This is a genomic window from Citrobacter sp. RHB21-C05 (assembly GCF_013889015.1).
Lineage (GTDB): Bacteria > Pseudomonadota > Gammaproteobacteria > Enterobacterales > Enterobacteriaceae > Citrobacter_A > Citrobacter_A sedlakii.
In genome coordinates this window covers 2731285-2745082 of the sequence record NZ_CP057611.1, presented here as the reverse complement: position 1 = coordinate 2745082, position 13798 = coordinate 2731285, and the positions used below count along the sequence as shown (strand labels likewise).

Annotated in this window: 15 protein-coding genes; 5 read left to right on the top strand and 10 right to left on the bottom strand. The window is 53.3% G+C overall.

The features are described from left to right. Positions 1-123 precede the first annotated feature (123 nt). A complete protein-coding gene (helD, locus tag HVX72_RS13300; protein ID WP_181821553.1) occupies positions 124-2178 on the top strand; it encodes a DNA helicase IV in 2055 nt (684 codons plus the stop codon). A gap of 30 nt (positions 2179-2208) precedes the next feature. Here the strand turns inward: helD and mgsA are convergent, their stop codons facing one another. Both mgsA and HVX72_RS13290 read right to left on the bottom strand, forming a co-directional pair. After that, positions 2209-2667 carry a methylglyoxal synthase gene (gene mgsA / locus HVX72_RS13295; RefSeq protein ID WP_042287996.1) on the bottom strand — a complete coding sequence of 153 codons (459 nt, stop codon included), beginning with the start codon at positions 2665-2667 and terminating at the stop codon, positions 2209-2211. Between the two features lie 93 nt (positions 2668-2760). After that, complete coding sequence (locus HVX72_RS13290) at positions 2761-3423, bottom strand: DUF2057 family protein (RefSeq protein ID WP_042287992.1); 663 nt, start codon at positions 3421-3423, stop codon at positions 2761-2763. A gap of 171 nt (positions 3424-3594) precedes the next feature. Here HVX72_RS13290 and HVX72_RS13285 point away from each other — a divergent pair, with 171 nt between their 5' ends. After that, positions 3595-4014 (top strand): CoA-binding protein, encoded by a 420-nt coding sequence (locus tag HVX72_RS13285; RefSeq protein WP_042287990.1) that lies wholly within the window; start codon positions 3595-3597, stop codon positions 4012-4014. Between the two features lie 40 nt (positions 4015-4054). Here HVX72_RS13285 and hspQ read toward each other — a convergent pair whose 3' ends face one another. Both hspQ and rlmI read right to left on the bottom strand, forming a co-directional pair. Next, entirely contained in the window at positions 4055-4372 is a 318-nt protein-coding gene (gene hspQ, locus HVX72_RS13280) for a heat shock protein HspQ (protein WP_042287987.1), read from the bottom strand. 57 nt (positions 4373-4429) lie between these two features. Then, positions 4430-5620 (bottom strand): 23S rRNA (cytosine(1962)-C(5))-methyltransferase RlmI, encoded by a 1191-nt coding sequence (rlmI, locus tag HVX72_RS13275; RefSeq protein WP_181821552.1) that lies wholly within the window; start codon positions 5618-5620, stop codon positions 4430-4432. Between the two features lie 94 nt (positions 5621-5714). Between rlmI and yccX the strand changes: the two genes are divergently transcribed. Beyond that, positions 5715-5996, top strand: coding sequence for an acylphosphatase (gene yccX, locus HVX72_RS13270; RefSeq protein ID WP_181821551.1), 282 nt, complete (start codon positions 5715-5717; stop codon positions 5994-5996). On the opposite strand, the gene tusE is transcribed toward yccX, so the two are convergent. The 6 genes from tusE to HVX72_RS13240 all read right to left on the bottom strand — a co-directional run bounded on the left by tusE (position 5993) and on the right by HVX72_RS13240 (position 12125). Further along, a complete protein-coding gene (gene tusE / locus HVX72_RS13265; protein ID WP_181821550.1) occupies positions 5993-6322 on the bottom strand; it encodes a sulfurtransferase TusE in 330 nt (109 codons plus the stop codon). The genes yccX and tusE overlap by 4 nt on opposite strands. Positions 6323-6388: 66 nt before the next feature. Next, the gene (locus HVX72_RS13260) at positions 6389-6946 is read right to left on the bottom strand and encodes a helix-turn-helix transcriptional regulator (RefSeq protein WP_181821549.1); all 558 of its coding nucleotides are present in this window, start codon (positions 6944-6946) and stop codon (positions 6389-6391) included. 13 nt (positions 6947-6959) lie between these two features. Then, positions 6960-8117, bottom strand: a complete 1158-nt coding sequence (locus HVX72_RS13255; protein ID WP_181821548.1) for a CfaE/CblD family pilus tip adhesin — start codon at positions 8115-8117, stop codon at positions 6960-6962. Further along, the gene (locus HVX72_RS13250) at positions 8110-10839 is read right to left on the bottom strand and encodes a TcfC E-set like domain-containing protein (protein WP_181821547.1); all 2730 of its coding nucleotides are present in this window, start codon (positions 10837-10839) and stop codon (positions 8110-8112) included. Before HVX72_RS13250 ends, HVX72_RS13255 begins: the two co-directional genes overlap by 8 nt. A 66-nt stretch (positions 10840-10905) precedes the next feature. Next, a complete protein-coding gene (locus HVX72_RS13245) occupies positions 10906-11412 on the bottom strand; it encodes a CS1 type fimbrial major subunit (RefSeq protein ID WP_042287971.1) in 507 nt (168 codons plus the stop codon). 77 nt (positions 11413-11489) lie between these two features. Continuing rightward, entirely contained in the window at positions 11490-12125 is a 636-nt protein-coding gene (locus tag HVX72_RS13240; protein ID WP_233422700.1) for a fimbrial protein, read from the bottom strand. Between the two features lie 421 nt (positions 12126-12546). On the opposite strand from HVX72_RS13240, the gene HVX72_RS13235 reads away from it, so the two are divergent. After that, the gene (locus HVX72_RS13235; RefSeq protein ID WP_042287964.1) at positions 12547-13308 is read left to right on the top strand and encodes a winged helix-turn-helix domain-containing protein; all 762 of its coding nucleotides are present in this window, start codon (positions 12547-12549) and stop codon (positions 13306-13308) included. Further along, a complete protein-coding gene (locus HVX72_RS13230) occupies positions 13305-13787 on the top strand; it encodes a hypothetical protein (RefSeq protein WP_181821546.1) in 483 nt (160 codons plus the stop codon). The genes HVX72_RS13235 and HVX72_RS13230 overlap by 4 nt, the downstream gene beginning before the upstream one ends. Positions 13788-13798 lie beyond the last annotated feature (11 nt).

The following is a 13798-nucleotide window of genomic DNA, read 5'->3' as shown; positions in this document are numbered from 1 at the left end:
AAACCCTCGGTTGCTTCTGGTTTTTGGTTATTGTCGGCAATTGTAACGTTTTTTTGGGCTGGAGCACGTATTCTCTGGCGGTTACACTGAGAAGAAATCCTCTTTGTCTGGATCGACTGAGTCATGGAACTGAAAGCAACTTCTTTGGGAAAACGTCTGGCGCAACACCCCTACGATCGGGCGGTGATTCTTAATGCCGGGATAAAAGTGTCGGGCGATCGCCACGAATACCTTATTCCGTTCAATCAGTTAATGGCTATTCACTGTAAGCGCGGTCTGGTGTGGGGTGAACTGGAATTTGTTCTCCCGGATGAAAAAGTGGTGCGTCTACACGGAACCGAATGGGCGGAAACCCAGCGTTTTCACCATCACCTCAATGCCCGCTGGCAGCAGTGGAGCCAGGAGATGAGTGAAGTTGCCGCAGACGTACTTCAGGAACAGCTTGCCTCTATCGCCGCGCGTACGGGGCAAAACGCCTGGCTAACGCGTGAGCAGACCGCCGGTTTACGACAGCAGATCCTGCGCGCGTTTGCCGCCTTGCCGTTGCCCGTCAGCCGGCTTGACGCGTTCGATAACTGTCGCGAGGCGCTGCAGCAGTGCCAGGCATGGCTTAACGATATCGAAGGTTGTCGCCTGCGGCATAACCAGGCTTATACCGAAACGATGCTGAGCGAACATGCGGCGTTCTTTCAGCAGGTGGAATCCTCGCCGTTAAATCCGGCTCAGGCGCGGGCGGTGGTAAATGGCGAACAGTCTCTGCTGGTGCTGGCCGGTGCGGGAAGCGGTAAAACCTCCGTGCTGGTGGCGCGGGCGGGCTGGCTTCTTGCGCGAGGTGACGCGGCCGCTGAGCAAATTCTGCTCTTGGCGTTTGGGCGTAAAGCGGCGCAGGAGATGGATGAGCGTATCCGCGAGCGTCTGCATACCGATGAGATTACCGCACGCACATTTCATGCCCTTGCGCTGCATATTATTCAGCAGGGCAGTAAAAAAGTGCCAACCATCAGCAAACTGGAAAATGACGCCGCGGCGCGGAATACGCTGTTTATCAATACGTGGCGTCAGCAGTGCAGCGAGAAAAAGGCGCAGGCGAAGGGCTGGCGACAGTGGCTGGAAGAGGAAATGCAGTGGACGGTGGCCGAAGGAAACTTCTGGGATGATAAGACGTTACAGCGCCGTCTGGCGCCACGTCTGGATCGCTGGGTCAGCCTGATGCGCATGCACGGCGGCGCTCAGGCGGAAATGATCGCCAGTGCGCCCGAGGACATCCGCGATCTGTTCAGCAAGCGTATCAAATTGATGGCGCCGTTGCTGAAGGCCTGGAAGAGCGCGCTGAAAGCTGAAAACGCGGTTGATTTTTCCGGACTCATCCATCAGGCGATAGTGATTCTGGAGAAAGGACGCTTCATCAGCCCGTGGAAGCACATACTGGTGGATGAGTTTCAGGATATCTCTCCACAGCGTGCGGCGTTGCTGGCCGCCTTGCGTAAGCAAAACAGCCATACCACCCTGTTTGCCGTCGGCGATGACTGGCAGGCTATTTACCGATTCAGCGGCGCTCAGCTTTCATTAACCACCGCTTTCCATCAAACCTTTGGCGAAGGAGACCGCTGCGATCTAGACACTACGTATCGCTTCAACAACCGGATAGGCGAAGTCGCGAACCGTTTTATCCAGCAGAATCCCCATCAGCTAAACAAACCGTTGAACAGTCTGACAACAGGGGATAAAAAGGCGGTGACGCTGCTGGATGAAACCCAGCTTGACGCGCTGCTGGATAAGCTTTCCGGCTATGCAAAAGCGGATGAACGGATCCTCGTGCTGGCGCGTTATCATCATCTCAGGCCAGAAAGTCTGGAGAAAGCGGCGACCCGCTGGCCGAAGCTGCAGCTTGATTTTATGACTGTCCACGCCAGTAAAGGTCAGCAGGCAGATTACGTTATCGTCGTGGGTTTGCAGGAGGGCAGCGATGGATTTCCGGCTCCGGCGCGGGAATCGATCATGGAAGAAGCGCTGCTGCCGCAGATGGAAGATTTCCCGGATGCCGAGGAGCGACGCCTGTTTTACGTTGCGTTAACGCGCGCTCGGCATCGCGTCTGGTTACTTTATAACAAAGAGAATCCGTCACGCTTTGTTGCGGACCTGAAAGCGCTTGATGTGCCGGTCGCCAGAAAGCCCTGACATCAGGCGGCAGTTGCCGCCTCAATCGGTTTACTTCAGACGCTCCGCCAGATAGCGCGGGTAGTCCGGGATCAGGACGTCTATATCGTCATTAAAGTGAGGCGACTGGATGATGAAATCCGCCGTAGCGACGTTCGTGGCGACCGGAATATTCCAGACAGTCGCCAGACGCAGCAGCGCTTTCACGTCCGGATCGTGCGGTACCGCGTTCAGCGGATCCCAGAAAAAGATCAGGACATCAATTTTTCCTTCCGAGATCAGCGCGCCAACCTGCTGATCGCCCCCCATTGGGCCGCTCAGCATCGCGTTGACGTCCAGGCCTGTTGCGCGCTGGATCAGGTTCCCGGTCGTGCCGGTGGCATAGAGAACGTGCTTTTCCAGCAGCGGCTGGTGCCGTTCCACCCAGTTCATCAGCATTTGTTTGCAGTGATCGTGAGCGACCAGCGCAATATGTTTGCGCGCCGGTAATGTACGGGTTGTCAGTTCCATATTTTTATTCCGTTGTTGGCTTTGCTACAGAGTACTGGAAGTGACTGACGCTGCAAGAGAAAGAGAAAAAAAATGCCGCACGGCACAACAACCTCATGAAGAGGGTTGTTTTTCTGCCCAGCGTAAAAAACGGCTTCGGGTTTGGGGATCGGCCTGACGAAACCAGTATTTCAGCCGTTGCTCGGTGAGCGTTTGCGACTGCGGCACAGCGGTGTCCAGCTCCGAAACGTCCGAAAGCAACGTGCTGTCGTCCGCCATCATCGTGGCAAACTGGCGCAGCGACGCGGGTTTCGCTGCTTTGTTATAGCGCTCAGTTTCGGCTTCAAAATCAATGATTTTTGTTCGTGTGGTCAGGGAAAGAATATCGAGTTTTACCGGGATAGGCATGGCGTCGCCGTCCAGAAGTTCCAGACGCGGTGCGGCGTCAAAATGGCCCGCGTCGCGTTCGTTTTCCAGACGTGGCAGGTGAAAATTAACCTGACCGACCTGTTGCGTATCAAAGCTCATCACCAGTGGTGGGGAAATATACAGCCGCTCTTCCTGGTTGTTAAACCGCAGGGTTTTCTCAACCCGGAAAACAATCTGATGAGGACCATTGTCCAGTTGAATACTGTCTGCGCCGCGCAGCAGAGAACTGGAGACCTTTTTGCCGTCCAGTACCAGCAGATCGATATCATTTGACAGACGAAGCGTCGTGGCGAGGACGGTTACCGGCAAACATAAGGCGAGTATTACAGTCACGGTGCCGGTTTTCATAAGATCCTCCTGTCCACAAACCGCCGGTAAGAATGTATCAAGATTTTTCGAAAATCATGTTCACTAACATATAGACATATTTTCGACTTTTGCTCTCATACTTGCGTATGGCGCACGTGGTTGGGTTGGCAGGATTGTCGTACACTTGGCTAAACAGCCTGGAGAAAGACGATGAAAGAGAGTGATATTGCTGATATTTTGAACTCTACCCGCACAATTGCGCTGGTGGGGGCAAGCGACAAACCCGACCGTCCCAGCTACCGGGTAATGAAGTATCTCCTCGACCAGGGGTATCACGTCATTCCTGTTTCACCAAAGGTGGCAGGGAGAACGTTGCTCGGTCAACAGGGCTACGCGACGCTGGCGGAGGTTCCGGAAAAGGTGGATATGGTCGATGTGTTTCGCAACTCTGAAGCGGCCTGGGGCGTTGCGCAGGAAGCCATCGCGATTGGCGCGAAAACGTTGTGGATGCAACTGGGCGTGATTAACGAGCAGGCAGCGGTGCTGGCGCAAGAGGCCGGGATGAAGGTCGTGATGGATCGTTGCCCGGCCATTGAGATCCCGCGTCTGGGACTGGCAAAGCACGTATAGCAGAAGGCCCGATAGCGAAACGCTGTCGGGCCTTACAATCTTAGTTACGGAGACGAGGCGCCTGCAGCTGCTTGCGGATGGTTTGAGCAAGCTCATCCATGGATGGCTGCTCAGGATGTTCATCCTGCGTCTCGCTGCTTAACTGCGCTTCGGCCAGATAGGTATGCACCGGCTGACCGTCATCATCTTCCATTACCACGTGATACCACGGAGCGGCACGAAGCTCGTCGTTAACCGCCAGCTCATCAGGCGACGGCTCTTCGAGCGAATAGACCGGGTCGATATCCACGACCACTCCGAGATAACCTAACAGGGAATGGCGGACCTGCTGGCCGATACCGAATTTGCTGGCAATCATAGTCACCTCCCGGGAAATCATTACCTTTTATATGAGGGTAACATTCCACTTTTCAAGTTACATGACGCGACAGGCAAACCCTTTCAGATACAGCCCTTCCGGGTAGGTGGCGATCACGGGATGATCGGCGGCCTGACGGAACTGCTCTATAAATTGTACATCACGACCAGCATCTATTGCCGCATCTGCGATGATTTTCTGAAATAAATCCGTGGTCATCAGGCCAGAACAGGAGAAGGTCAGCAGTACGCCACCCGGATTCAGTAACTGAATCGCCAGCATATTGATGTCTTTGTAACCCCGGCAGGCCCCCATCAGTTGGCTTTTATTTTCGACAAACTTCGGTGGATCCATCACGATCACATCAAACTTCTCGCCGCGATCGCGATAGGTTCGCAACAGTTTGAAAACGTCGTCGCGGACAAATTCAGCTTTGCTCAGATCCAGTTTGTTCAGTTCCACGTTTTGTTTTGCAATGTCCAGCGCTTCCTGTGACGTATCGACGCTGATCACATGACGGCAGCCGCCCATCAGTGCAGAAACGGCAAAACCGCCGGTATAAGAGAAACAGTTCAGAACACGCTGATCCTCCACATAACGCCGCGTCGCCAGTCGGCTGTCGCGCTGGTCCAGGTAATACCCGGTTTTATGGCCGCCCTGAATATCCACCAGCAGTTTCATACCGTGTTCTTCAATCGGCAACAGGGCAGGCGGAAGCTCGCCGGTCACCGGGCCGTGCGTCAGTTCCATTCCCTCTTTTTTACGTACCGCGACATCGCTACGGTCATAAATCGCACATTCCGGGTACAGCGCTTGCAGCGCGCTAATCAATGCGGCACGCTGATATTCAGCGCCAGCGCTCAGTAATTGCAGTACCAGAAATGAGCCAAAGCGGTCGATGGTCACGCCTGGCAAGCCATCGGATTCACCGGCGATCAAACGATAGCTGTCAAGGCCATCTTTTTCGGCCAACCAGTCGCGCCACTGCTGCGCCTGTTGCAGTCGACGGGTAAAGAAGGCGATATCGACAGATTCAGACGGGTCGAACGTCCAGACGCGCGCGCGGATCTGCGACGCCGGAGAATACGCGCCGCGGGCTAACCATTTACCCTGATGGTCAACAATATCGATGGTTTCGCCGAGGCTGGCTTTACCTTCCATTCGGGCAACGGCACCGGAAAAGACCCACGGATGGCGACGAAGCAAAGATTTTTCGCGCCCTTTGGCTAACACTAAACGTACACTCATAATTTACAATTCTGTCGATTCAAAGAAATGGGCGCCATTGTCCTGAGTTTTTCGTGGATTTGCAACGCGCCCGGGCAAGAGAAGGAGAAGAGCAATGTCGAGAGTCTGCATTATCGCGTGGGTACATGGCCGGGTGCAGGGCGTGGGGTTTCGCTATACCACCCAGCAGGAAGCGCGGCGGCTGGGGGTGACCGGCTATGCGAAAAACATGGACGATGGCAGTGTAGAAGTGGTGGCTTGCGGCGAAGCCGAACAGGTTGAAAAACTAATGAAGTGGCTGAAAGACGGCGGTCCACGCTCTGCCCGGGTTGACAGAGTGCTAAGTGAACCGCACCGTTCGCGCGAAGAACTCACCGGATTCAGTATTCGCTATTAAATGCATTTTACCGGTTTGGGCAGGCCGGCGATTTTGGTGGCCTGCTTCGCCGGCCCTTTCGGAAACAGGCGATACAAGTAGCGACTGTTGCCTTTTTCTTCGCCGAATTTATTCGCCATCGCTTTGACCAGCATGCGAATGGCCGGTGAGGTATTAAATTCCAGGTAAAAGTCGCGGACGAAACGCACCACTTCCCAGTGTTCAGGCGAGAGGGTAATGCCTTCGTTTTCAGCAATGACTGTCGCCAGCGGTTCGCTCCACTGGGTGGTGTCTTTCAAATAGCCTTCGCTATCGGTTTCTATTTCGTTGCCTTCAAAAATCAACATAGCAGTCTGTCGTTATCATAAAACAGGTCGCAGTGTAGCAAATATCCGCGCAGCCGATAAGACTGCTCAGATGAGTAATTGCAGCAGATTGCAGGCATTGAGCTTCTTTAGCGCATTGCATTTGTGCGTTGAAACCTGCTTCTCGGACATCTGCGTCGCGCGGGCGACGCGATGGACAGGCAGGCCTTTAATGAGCAGACACAGTACCGTGAGTTCTCTGACGGTTAGGCCAAATTCAGTCCGCCAACAGGTTGAACGACGCGGTGCTTTCGTAAGCAGGCAGACAATGTCGCGCATCGCCAGACGATCGTTAAGGATATGGATCTGCAACGTCGTGAAGCGTTGACGCAGAAAAATTGCAAGTGCTAACCCTTTCTCGTTACACATCAGGTAAAGCCGTCCCGTCCAGCTTTCCGCCTCCAGGCGTAGCAGCGTCCTCATTAACACCTGATGGGTGGACATAAGGGAAAAACGGCAACGTATGATAATGACCTGCATCAGCAGGAGGGTGGGGCGCCACTGCATCTCCCCGACTGAGATCATTGGCGGTTCGTTACTGCGCCGCAGGGCATGGCACAGCCCCAGGGCATAAAAACGGTTAGTGTCCAGAATCGCGTAATGCATCGTTATATCCTTATTACAATGTGCTGGGGGTATAGATAATTTTCAGCGTGCCGGTGTAATCCCCGGCATTTTTGCTGCTGGCCGCAAACGCAGGGGTGGTGAGGGTAATGGGCGCAGGCACACACAGAACGCTTTCTCCGCCGCCGGGGAGGACCACCTGGCGTAATACGCGCCGGTCATTGGTTCCCTGCCAGATAATATCCACGCCATTTTCCGCCGTCTGGCGGGCGGCGATGAGTGGGTTGATCACCGAAACCTGATAATCCAGCCGATCCCGGCTTTCGGTTTTGCTGCCGCCGCGACGCCAGATAGAAAATGCCCCGTTGGCACGGCCGGGCGCTGCATGACCGTCATCTTCAAAGCGCAGGAGTACGCGGCTGCTGGCGGCGTTATTGCCGTCGTAAAGGCACATGTCCAGCGAGGTTTCCCCCTGAATTTCATGACCGCCAGGTTTTCCCGGAAAATATGTCAGGTTCAGGTTGACGATGGGGGTCGAATGTGGAAACGCGGGCAGGTAAATCTGCTGATTGCTTGGATCGACTACCTCTATACGAATATTTGCCTGCCATTTGGCGATTGACAGGTAGCCAGGGCAGCCGACATTAGCGTCATTAAAGTTGCCGCCGCAGCTGGCTGAACCCCATTCGCGTAGATCCTGCTTGAGTGTGGCCGACCAGATGCCGGGTACGGAGAGTTTGTCCAGCTCGCTTTTAACAATATAAAAATCGAACCACGGTTCTTTATCCCATGCACTTTCGTCGCCGGTGCCGCCGGTGACGAAACTGGCGAAGGTGAAGACTTTGTTATTGATGAACATCCGTTTTTCACCATAGACATTCACGTCCACTTTCTGATTCGTCAGGCTATGGGTGAAACGCAGGCTGATGGGATAAGGTGTCGCAGGATTTGCCGAAAACCAGACTGGCGCGGTCATGCATGCGCCGTTCGTGGTGTCGGTTCGTGACAGACAAGTTAACGTGTTGCGGCCCCATTTCTGTGGATCGGCAAGATCATAGCCCGTCGGCTCATGCAACCAGATATCAAAGCGCGCAGGCGGCGATAAGCGATCGTAACTGATACTCACGCTGGTATTTCTTCCTGCGGGCGCTCCGGCCAGCGCCTGGCCAGCCCACAGGCATAAGAACATGAAAATAAAAATACGGTTATTCATGGAGAAGTCCTTTTGCTAAGCCGTCCTGAGTTGCCATCGCTGTCGTGCCTGACGCAGGGGCACGGCCCGCCAGTAAGAGTTGCGCCTGCTGCTGTACCGCGTCAGGGAGGGCGGAAAAGGTCATTTCGTTACAGGCGGTTACACCAACGTAACGCACCACGTCGTGCTGGGTGCGAACCGTAAGGGCGCATTGATAAAACTGCTGCTGGCGCACCAGATAGAGACTGCGCAGCGGCGCGTTACTTTGTGCGCTAAAACCACCATTACCCAGATCGCTCCATCCGGTGACGTTAAGCGGTAGCCCGCCGGTCAGCGGCATATTGTGTTCATCCATCATCTGGCCCACCCAAGTGTAGCTCATGGTGGTTTGCACCTGTCGATGAAGCATTTTCCCGGGCACCATGAACATTGTGCGGCTACCGGAGCCCTGAGTAATCTCACTGCTGGCGCCGTGAGAAACATCCAGCGACTCGCTAACCGACAGCGTAGTTTGTTGATAGCCTGGCACGGCAAAAAGCGCGCGACTGTTAGCGGCAATATCTGCACTGCCACCGTTATCCAGGGATACGGCGACGTGGGCGGCTTGTTGATCGTCAGGCGCGGCAACGGTAACCGCGATAGCGGAAGCCGGGCGTCCATCGTTCCACCGCCCAAACCATAGTCCTGTGCGCGAGAGGGCAAATGTTGAGTTATAGCTGCCGCTACCGCTTAACGTGTGGCGACTGGCTTTACGATCCCAGGCATCGCTCACGGTCAGGTTACCGTTTCCGTACTGACCGCCCTGACGTGTATAAAATGCGGTATTGAGTGAATCGCTATTGATGCCGGAAGCGCTAACGCCGTACTCATTTTCCCCGCGCGCATCGGTATACCAGTTATGCGCCATGCTGTAGCTCAGCTGATTTTTTTGCTGATTCTGCTGCTGCCAGGTGGCCCCTAGCGAGGTATAGCTGGACGCCTCCCCCTGCCGCGGGTGTGAAAGCGAGAGGCTAAGACTCAGATAGCCACCTTTGTCCTTTCCGCGTCGCGAACGATCGTCGCGCATAAAAAGGTTCAGGCTACCGTTAATATTCAGACCATGGGTACTGAACGATTTACTCATTCCTCCCTGCCACGCTTCGGTTCGGGAACGCGTCATATAAACCGACTCCCACGGCAGGCCATACTGATGGCGATCGTCTCTGTCTGGTAAATCCCGGCGGGAAACATAACGCCCCTCGTTACGGTTATCGGCGTAGCCCAGATTGGCATACCACGAGCCAACCGGGACGGAGAACATCACGGAAAGCGAGCGGTAGCATCCGTTGACGCCATAAAAACCGCTTTGGCGGGTGTCGCAACTGTCTGCCGACAGGGCGTTTCGATAAAAGCTCAGTGAAAAGCCGTCGTTGTAGCTGATTTGCTGAATATTTCCCCGTTCGCCCCGATTGCCATTGAGATAGCTGAAGCGGGTGCTTAACACGCCGTCAATGGCGCCCGCGCTGAAACCATGACTCCAGTCGAGTGCGTTTTCTATGAAGCGATGCCCGCCAGTCAGAGTCGCGCCGCTGGTAATCGCTGCTGAGGCCGACAGGGGCAGTCGAAAACCGAGCTGAGCCACACCGCGCCGGGCATAATGCTGATCGTCATCATCGGTTTGACCGGCCTGCATAAACCATTCAAACCGATCAAATGGCGTAACACCGGTACGGGTAAACGGTACCTCTTCGGTACGAATCAAACGGTTATTTTCGTACACCGCCAGCGACACGGTGTAGCTGCCGTCCGGGAAATTGCGGGTATCCAGAGTTTGCGCGCCGGCGTTCAGATAAAAACTTGCCAGTATCTGCTGGCCGCGACGGGCATCAATACGTGCGTCGTGGGACAGAAAAACGGTGACAGGCGTTCCTTGAGACTGTTGCGTCGGATTCATCCATGCGCGGGTCGAACCTGCCCGAACGCCGCGAATTTTGCCCAACGGCAACTGACTTAGGTTTATGTTTCCCCCTGCGTTGCTAAACAGATCGCGGGTATCCATTTCGCCCGCCTGCAGATAATACTGACGCCAAAGATCCTGACGAAACCAGGCGTTGTTAACGGTAAAATCCTGCTGTTGTTGATGACGAGCGCGCTGCCCCTGCCAGTTCCAGTCGAGAGTAAAATAGCCGTCCTCGGTCAACGCTAACGCGCCGTTGCCCTGAACCGTTGCAGACTGATAATCGCGGTCGGCGACAAAATTGATATTCTGTTGATGGATCAGTGCGTTTTCCGTGTCCTTCGTCGGCTGGTACCACTGCTTTTCCTGTGCCTGTTTGGGCAAATAACGCTTGTTCAGAAACAGGCTAATTCGGGCGTTGTTTTCGTCATAAATAACGGCCAGACCAGCGGTGTCAACGTAATCACAACCTTGGGCAAATCCGTTACTGCTGCATGCCAGGTTACCGTTGCGCGACAACGGCGCCGCCAGCGCGTTACGAACCATTGCCAGCAAAGTTGGATCATCGTTAAACCGGCGCTTAATCGCATCCAGTAAGTTATCGGGTTGCACAAAAGTGACAGACTCAAGATTGATATCCGTTTCATACAAGCCAAGCGATTCGCCATACAAGGACACGTCGATCCACAGACGCTGGTTTTTCGCCAGATCTTCGAAGCCAGCAGGAATGACCATTTCAGCACAGGCCAGTTGGACAGACGCCGGTAACAACGCGGCAAAAAGGAGAGTTTTACTATGAAAAGCCATGAACAAGCCTCGACGTCATCCTGACATCAGAGGGCTTGCACCCTCTGACTTCATCTCACTACGGTGTTATGCACCGCTTTCCGTGGTGGTGGCCTGAGTCAGCATCAGGCTAACGACGCCACTGTACTGACCCGTTTTGAGGATCCCTTTCGTGGTTTGAGAAATAATCAGCGGTAAAACGGAAGATCCGTTTTCAACGCTGCCCGGGAACAGTTCTGCGCCAGTGAATTCGGCATCGGTGGTGGTCAGTGTTTTTTCACCTAACTTGACGGTCATCGGAACCGTTTGATCCCCATCGGCGTTAATTAACTGAGCCGCACTGACCAGGCGAACTTTTACGTTGCTGGTGGCGGAGTTAGACCACACCCTGGTATTCAGACGATAGCTTTCCAGGCCACGTCCCGGCAGGTATTGCATATCGATGCTGGCAGGCAGGGGGGTATTATCCGCCTGCGTCATATCCAGTTGTGAATCGACGTTAGCGTTCACCGTGATATCTTTCTGGATGGCGAGAGCACTGACGGATGTTGTCATTGCCGCGACAATCAGCAGAGGTTTAATATAATTACGCATTGATATCTCCATATTTAAAAACGAGCTCCATAAGCTCTTAATTAAAACCGCAATGGCGGTTGTTGCACGTTGTCGTGTTAATTCACGACGGGTAAATCAGCTTCTTCACTGCTTTTATTCAACCAGTTGAAGTAGCGGAATTTATATTGATGGCCCCGGGCCGTTGATAAAGCTTTCAACGGCCTCTGGGTATCGGGATAGATCGTGGCATCCTCTTTTATCCATCGGCATTGGGAATCCGACTGACAAATTCCGATTTCTTTTAATGGCACACGTAAGGTCCCGTCATTAATGACTTCGCCGCTGCGGGGATTAAATTGCAGCGAAACGCGGTTTTCTTCGGGCGCCAGATGTACCAGTGCTCCCCAGATAACATTCACGCCTAACTTCGCCGCCGCAGCCGCGGTACTCTCCCCAGGAAGCAAACTTTCAGGCTGTTTTACGCCTTCAAAGTACACCCGCCACGTCGTCTCTTTTGATGACGGCATCAGTGAAACCAGGCGGATAACCCTTACAGAGCCTGCCGCCAGCGCGAATTTGTCCGGCGTGACAACCAAGCCTTCCTGTTGCCATGCTGCGACATCAGCCTCTTTTTCCTGCGGTGTGCCGGGGTTAAGAATTTTCTTTTGCGTCACCCTGATGAACTGAATATCATCGCTTTTCGACGCGACTTTAATTTGTGCCGTCCCGGACTGATCCACGTTCAGTTCCATGGGATACACACTCATATTGGCCATCGTCATTTCGGGAATAAATGACAATGTCAATGCGAAAGCGCAAAGGGTGTGCGTCCTGTTTATTTTGTTCTTCTGTATCAACTTCAACCTACCTGCTGTTAGCACATTCTTCGTGATGGCCTACCTGTATTGCTTTCTGCTTTCGCATCACATCGGGGCAGGGAAACTTTAATCAGAACAGCATGTTGTGGGAATTTGTATTTTAAAAACTGATTTTTACAGTTTTTTATCCTGCTGTTTTGGTTTTAAAGTTGTATAGTTAAGCAAAAATACCGCTTTACTCATTGTGTCGCGAAAAAGCTCTGCTCAGAAAATAGCCTGAGTTCAGTGGGCGAATACGCCAGTGAGAAAACAGGTTGCAAACAGAACCGCGTGCGGTATCACATGAGATTTCTGTATGTTTTTTATTTTTAATCATTCGTTGTTGTTTGATCCAAAAGCACAGTCAATAAGCCTCGTTGGTCAACCAGAATCGGCAATAACGCTGTCGGCGCCTGCCGTACGTTTACTGCAGGAATTTATTCGCCATAAAGGCAGTGACCTGAGTCGGGAACAGTTAATTACCCGGGTATGGGATGAGTACGGCTTTACACCATCGGGAAATAACCTGAATAAAGCAGTCAGCGAACTGCGCAGAAGTTTCCAGTTGCTGGGGGAAACGCGTGTTGTTATTACCACCGTTCCACGTTTGGGATTTCGTTTCGAGGGCGACGTTTCATGCCAGCCGCGGGAAAAAACGACCAGCCCGGAGCCTGTTGTGGAGCCACCTGTCACGTCTTCAACGTCGGCACCTCACTTCCGTTTTCGATTCAGGCGGACAGCTTTACTTGCTTTGGCACTCGTCGGGGTGGCTATCGGCACGTTTCACTACGTAAAGCCGGACTTTATTCTTCCCGCCACGTTAAAGCCGGTAGAAGAGAACATTGCGGGTTGCCGTATCTGGTTAATTAACGATCACGGACGCCCGTTGGTCATCGCGAAACTGGCGGCGTTATTGGCAGAAAACAAAGTGGAGTGTCAGAGAGAGAATTACGACATTTATTATTTCAGCGCCAGATTTTCAATTGCGAAGGCTGATGAGGTTTTTATCGGCGCCTGTCCGGAAAGTAAGAGCCGTTTCTGTAAAACGATCCGTTATAAGAGTGGGGCAGGAAAATGAAAAACAAACTTTTGTATGGCGTTTGCGGTACGTTGATTGGCGGCGCGCTGGCGACATATTTTTACCCGTCGTGGTCGAGAAGTCATGACGTCATTGCCTGCACAACGGAGTTTAATTTCACCCGCAACCAGGGCAAAGAGAGTGAAGTCAGGGTGAACGCGGTTGCACAGTTTTATTTTCATCGTGACGGTACGGGGCTTACCACCTATAAAGGTGCGGCGAAGGCTGGGGGACGTGACATGATTATCGATCGCGATATGAATTTTACCTGGACGCCGAGAGAGGATAATAACGTCATTGTACTGACCTATACGAAGACCTGGCGGCGGCACAATGATGACACGCCGGACGCACAGTGGGGAAGTTTCGCGCACGCCGACGCGCGTTATTATCTGACCATTGCGGAAGTGGCGCCTTCAGTCTGGTTAATCCAGGATCGCCTCTATCCAACATACCTCTGTCGCGGGAATCAGGCATAAAAAAACGGAGA

Excerpts from the sequence above, each read along its gene's own strand:
- helD (WP_181821553.1), top strand. The coding sequence starts at position 124 with ATGGAACTGAAAGCAACTTCTTTGGGAAAACGTCTGGCGCAACACCCC.
- tusE (WP_181821550.1), bottom strand. The coding sequence starts at position 6,322 with ATGTTGATTTTTGAAGGCAACGAAATAGAAACCGATAGCGAAGGCTAT.
- HVX72_RS13235 (WP_042287964.1), top strand. The coding sequence starts at position 12,547 with ATGTTTTTTATTTTTAATCATTCGTTGTTGTTTGATCCAAAAGCACAG.
- HVX72_RS13250 (WP_181821547.1), bottom strand. The coding sequence starts at position 10,839 with ATGGCTTTTCATAGTAAAACTCTCCTTTTTGCCGCGTTGTTACCGGCG.
- HVX72_RS13245 (WP_042287971.1), bottom strand. The coding sequence starts at position 11,412 with ATGCGTAATTATATTAAACCTCTGCTGATTGTCGCGGCAATGACAACA.
- HVX72_RS13260 (WP_181821549.1), bottom strand. The coding sequence starts at position 6,946 with ATGCATTACGCGATTCTGGACACTAACCGTTTTTATGCCCTGGGGCTG.
- HVX72_RS13255 (WP_181821548.1), bottom strand. The coding sequence starts at position 8,117 with ATGAATAACCGTATTTTTATTTTCATGTTCTTATGCCTGTGGGCTGGC.
- yccX (WP_181821551.1), top strand. The coding sequence starts at position 5,715 with ATGTCGAGAGTCTGCATTATCGCGTGGGTACATGGCCGGGTGCAGGGC.
- HVX72_RS13290 (WP_042287992.1), bottom strand. The coding sequence starts at position 3,423 with ATGAAAACCGGCACCGTGACTGTAATACTCGCCTTATGTTTGCCGGTA.
- HVX72_RS13240 (WP_233422700.1), bottom strand. The coding sequence starts at position 12,125 with ATGGAACTGAACGTGGATCAGTCCGGGACGGCACAAATTAAAGTCGCG.
- mgsA (WP_042287996.1), bottom strand. The coding sequence starts at position 2,667 with ATGGAACTGACAACCCGTACATTACCGGCGCGCAAACATATTGCGCTG.
- rlmI (WP_181821552.1), bottom strand. The coding sequence starts at position 5,620 with ATGAGTGTACGTTTAGTGTTAGCCAAAGGGCGCGAAAAATCTTTGCTT.
- HVX72_RS13230 (WP_181821546.1), top strand. The coding sequence starts at position 13,305 with ATGAAAAACAAACTTTTGTATGGCGTTTGCGGTACGTTGATTGGCGGC.
- hspQ (WP_042287987.1), bottom strand. The coding sequence starts at position 4,372 with ATGATTGCCAGCAAATTCGGTATCGGCCAGCAGGTCCGCCATTCCCTG.
- HVX72_RS13285 (WP_042287990.1), top strand. The coding sequence starts at position 3,595 with ATGAAAGAGAGTGATATTGCTGATATTTTGAACTCTACCCGCACAATT.